Raw genomic sequence first — 4,152 nt, 5'->3', positions numbered from 1 at the left:
CCACGAACAGCCCCGCTTTTAAGCGGTCTGGTTGATTGTTTCATAGTGTTTCGGTGGTCATAGCGTGAGGGAAACGCCCGGTTACATTCCGAACCCGGAAGCTAAGCCTCACAGCGCCGATGGTACTGCAGGGGGGACCCTGTGGGAGAGTAGGACGCCGCCGAACAATTATTGGGAAAACCCCCGCATCGAAATGATGCGGGGGTTTTCTGCGTTCTGGACCAGTCAGTGTCCCCGAGGGGACAGCGGCGAATCGCCGTCGAATCACAGTCGGCCCGCCGCTTTGAGAGCCAGATAGGCATCCGCGAGCGCCGGCGCCACCTCCTCCGGAGTCGCGTCCACCACCGTCACCCCGTGCCGACGGAGCTGTTCCGCGGTGCGCTGACGCTCGCTCTGGGCCTGAGCCGCGGCTGCCGCCTCGTACACGGCGTCAGCGTCGCCCCTGGCCCGCGCCATGCGGGCAATGTGGGGATCGGCTACCGACGCGACCAGAACGGTGTGGCGCTGAGTGAGCTGTGGAAGGACGGGAAGCAGGCCCTGTTCGACCGGTGCCGCGTCCAGCGTGGTGAGGAGAACGATCAGGGAACGCCGCGGCGCGGTTCTGAGCGCGGTGGCGGTGAGGCCGCGGGCGTCCGTCTCGACGAGTTCCGGTTCGAGCCCGGCCATCGCGTTGACCAGGGAAGGCAGCACGTCACCTGCCGAGCGGCCCTGGACCAGGGCGCGGACCCGGCGGTCATAGGCGAGCAGGGCCACGCGGTCGCCGGCGCGGGAGGCGAGGGCCGCGAGCAGCAGGGCCGCGTCCATGGAGGCGTCCAGGCGGGGAGCGTCGCCCACCCGCCCGGCCGAGGTACGGCCGGTGTCCAGGACCAGGAGGATGTGCCGGTCCCGTTCGGGGCGCCAGGTGCGGACGGCCACGGCGGACTGCCGGGCCGTGGCCCGCCAGTCGATCGACCGGGTGTCGTCACCGGGGACGTACTCGCGCAGGCTGTCGAACTCCGTTCCCTCCCCGCGGGTCAGCACGCTCGTGCGGCCGTCGAGTTCACGCAATCGGGCGAGTTTCGACGGGAGATGCTTGCGGCTGGTGAAGGGGGGCAGAACTCGGACTGTCCAGGGCACCTTGTGGGAGCCCTGGCGGGAGAACAGGCCGAGGGGGCCGTAGGAGCGGATGGTGACGCGGTCGGCCTGGCGGTCGCCGCGGCGGGTGGGGCGCAGTCGGGTCGTCACGCGTCGGCGTTCGCCCGGAGGCACGGTCAGTCGGTGCCGGGAGGACTCGATCTCGGTGCCCGGCTGCCAGCTGCTCGGCGGCCACGCGTCCCGCACCCGGGCCCGGAGCGGGCGCCGGGACGGGTTCGTGATCGTGAGCGTGACGTCGGCGGTGTCGCCGAGGCGGGTCGAGGTGTCGCCGGAGCGGGTCAGCAGCAGCCGGCGTACCGGTGCGGCCAGCGCGTAGTCGCAGGCGCAGGCCAGCGCCAGCGGGCCGTTGACCGCGAGGATGCCCGTCCAGCCCGGTTCCAGGACGCCGACGGGGATCGAGCCGAGGGCCGCGAGGAGGGCGGCGCGTCCGGTGAGTGCCATCAGCGGGGGACCGGGACGTGGGCGAGGATGGCGTTGATGACCGAGTCCGCGGTCACGCCCTCCATCTCCGCCTCGGGTCGCAGCTGGACGCGGTGGCGCAGGGTGGGCAGGGCGAGGGCCTTCACGTCGTCGGGGATGACGTAGTCGCGGCCCGTCAGCCAGGCCCAGGCGCGCGAGGTGGCGAGCAGGGCGGTGGCGCCGCGCGGGGAGACGCCGAGGGAGAGGGAGGGCGACTCGCGGGTGGCGCGGCAGATGTCGACGACGTAGGCGGTGATCTCGGGGGACACGGTCGTCCTGGCGACCGCGGAGCGGGCCGCCTCCAGGTCCGCGGGGCCGGCGACCGGGCGTACACCGGCGGCGCGCAGGTCGCGCGGGTTGAAGCCCGAGGCGTGCCGGGTGAGGACGTCGATCTCGTCCTGCCGGGAGGGCAGAGGGATCGTCAGTTTGAGGAGGAACCGGTCCAGTTGGGCTTCGGGGAGGGGGTAGGTGCCCTCGTACTCGACCGGGTTCTGCGTCGCGGCGACGAGGAAGGGTTCGGGGAGCGGGCGGGGGGTGCCGTCGACCGTGACCTGGCGTTCCTCCATGGCCTCCAGGAGGGAGGACTGGGTCTTGGGCGGGGTGCGGTTGATCTCGTCCGCGAGGAGGAGGTTGGTGAAGACCGGGCCGGGCTGGAAGGAGAACTCGGCCGTGCGGGTGTCGTAGACGAGGGAGCCGGTGACGTCGCTCGGCATCAGGTCCGGGGTGAACTGGACGCGCTTGGTGTCGAGTTCCAGCGCGGACGCGAGGGCGCGGACGAGCAGCGTTTTGGCGACGCCGGGGACTCCTTCGAGCAGGACGTGTCCCCGGCAGAGGAGAGCGACGACGAGGCCGGTCACGGCGGGGTCCTGGCCGACCACGGCTTTGGCGATCTCGGCGCGCAGGGCTTCCAGGGAGGCCCGGGCGGTGCCCGGATCCCCGCTCTGCCCGGCGTTGTCAGTGGTCGGGTCCATCATGAACGGCGTACCTCTCTTTCGAGGGCGTCGAGTTGGTCGGTGAGTGCGATGAGGGCCGCGTCGTCGCCCGGCGGCGGTCCGAAGAGGAGGGAGTGCAGGGTCTGTCCGTCGCCGGCGAGGTGGGCGGACAGGGCGGGGAGCAGGGCCTCGGGCGAGTGCGCCTGAGAGACGGGGACACCCACGAGCGGGGCGAGGCGGGCGCGGGTGGCGGCGCGCAGAGCGGCGGCGGCGCGGTCGCGGGCGTTGGCCTTGCGGTAGAGGCGGGCGCGGCCTTCGGCGGTCTCCGAGGCGCGGATCGCGACGGGGAGTCTCTCGGGCACGAGGGGGCCGAAGCGGCGGGCCCGCCAGAAGGCGGCGAGGGCCGCCGCGATGAAGAGCTGCAGGGTGGCCCAGAGCCATCCCGGGGGGAGCAGGTCGAGGAAGTCTTTGCGCTCGCCGGTCTCGGTGGCGGCGGTGTCGGACAGCGAGGGGAGGTACCAGACCAGATGGGGGCGGGAGCCGAGGAGTTGAAGGGCGAGCGAGGCGTTGCCCTGCTCGTCGAGGCGGTCGTTGTAGAGGATGTCGGGCGCGCCGAGCACGACGGTGTCGCCGCCTCCCGAGGCCGCGGGGATGCGCAGCAGGGTGGCGAGGCGTTCGCTGGGGTAGCAGGAGTCGGCGTCGAGGTGGGTGGTGGTGTAGCGGATGCCGCCGGTGTCGGCGGTGCCCGCGCGCCGGGCTTCGGGCAGGGCGCACTGCGGGGCGAGCGCGTCCGCGCTGCTGGTGGCGGGGTCCGCGGTGACACCGGGGGCGAGCCGTTCGACGGACCAGCTGCCGGCCGCGACCAGGACGGTCCGTCCGCCGGAGGGCGCCGTCGCCGCGTGCAGCTCGGTCTGTTGACGGCGGGTCAGCAGATCGGGCACGGCGACCAGCAGGGTGGTGTCCGGTCCGGCGGCGGCGCGGGCCGCATCGAACGTGGTGACCACGCGCGTGGAGACGCCTCGCTCGGCCAGCAGGTGGGCGACGGCACGGCTGCCGTAGGGGTCGGCGGAGCGCGGGTCCAGCTCACCGTGCCGGGCGGTGGAGCGTACGGCGGCCATGGCGACGGCCGCGGCCAGGAGCAGGACGACGGCGAGCGCGATGCCCCGTGCCCGGGTCCACACCTGGCGGCCGGTGGGCGCGAGGGAGGTGGTGGTCGGCGTGGCCTCGGTGGTCACTCGGCTGCCCCCCGGCGGCTGCTGCGGGCCGTGCCGGCGGCGCCGGCGGGGCTGTGGGCGAGGGTCGGTCTGGTGCGTTCCAGGTCGCGGTCGAGGTCGGCGAGCCGGTGGTACGACTGCTCGTCGGCCCGGCGCCCGCCGTATGTGACGTCGTCGAACTCGCGGGCGGCGGCGCGCAGCCGTTCCGCGTGCGCGGGAAGGACGCGGCCGGCCTCCGCGGCTGCCTCGTCCGCGGTGCGGCCGGGGCGTACGTCGAGCAGGGCGCGTTCCTCCAGGGAGCGGACGAGGGCCCGCATGCGCTCCTGGACGGCCTGGTTCCAGTGGCCCTGGGCCGCGTGTGCCTCGCTGGCCGCACGGTGTTCGGCGGCGCTGCGGGGGCGCTCGTCGAACAC

Annotated in this window: 4 protein-coding genes and 1 rRNA gene; 1 reads left to right on the top strand and 4 read right to left on the bottom strand. The window is 73.5% G+C overall.

Translation table 11 applies throughout. The features are described from left to right. Positions 1–49: 49 nt before the first annotated feature. A 5S ribosomal RNA gene (rrf, locus tag CCN44_RS38885) occupies positions 50–166 on the top strand. A 98-nt stretch (positions 167–264) separates the two neighbouring features. Here the strand turns inward: rrf and CCN44_RS38880 are convergent. The 4 genes from CCN44_RS38880 to CCN44_RS38865 all read right to left on the bottom strand — a co-directional run. Then, positions 265–1,575: a DUF58 domain-containing protein gene (locus tag CCN44_RS38880; protein ID WP_059249863.1), complete on the bottom strand. Its 1,311-nt coding sequence runs from the start codon at positions 1,573–1,575 to the stop codon at positions 265–267. After that, positions 1,575–2,564: an AAA family ATPase gene (locus CCN44_RS38875; RefSeq protein ID WP_086703690.1), complete on the bottom strand. Its 990-nt coding sequence runs from the start codon at positions 2,562–2,564 to the stop codon at positions 1,575–1,577. The genes CCN44_RS38880 and CCN44_RS38875 overlap by 1 nt, the downstream gene beginning before the upstream one ends. After that, complete coding sequence (locus tag CCN44_RS38870) at positions 2,564–3,760, bottom strand: DUF4350 domain-containing protein (protein WP_086703686.1); 1,197 nt, start codon at positions 3,758–3,760, stop codon at positions 2,564–2,566. Before CCN44_RS38870 ends, CCN44_RS38875 begins: the two co-directional genes overlap by 1 nt. Continuing rightward, positions 3,757–4,152: DUF4129 domain-containing protein (locus tag CCN44_RS38865; RefSeq protein ID WP_143650333.1), on the bottom strand; the 396-nt coding region annotated here is incomplete at its 5' end. The genes CCN44_RS38865 and CCN44_RS38870, both read right to left, overlap by 4 nt.

It is taken from the genome of Streptomyces tricolor (assembly GCF_002155905.1).
Lineage (GTDB): Bacteria > Actinomycetota > Actinomycetes > Streptomycetales > Streptomycetaceae > Streptomyces > Streptomyces tricolor.
The sequence above is the reverse complement of the archived record's forward strand: the minus strand, read 5'-3'. Positions and strand labels throughout refer to the sequence as shown.

What these genes read in the sequence shown, in the direction of transcription:
- CCN44_RS38875 (WP_086703690.1), bottom strand. Translation starts at nt 2,564, where the DNA reads ATGGACCCGACCACTGACAACGCCGGGCAGAGCGGGGATCCGGGCACC.
- CCN44_RS38880 (WP_059249863.1), bottom strand. Translation starts at nt 1,575, where the DNA reads ATGGCACTCACCGGACGCGCCGCCCTCCTCGCGGCCCTCGGCTCGATC.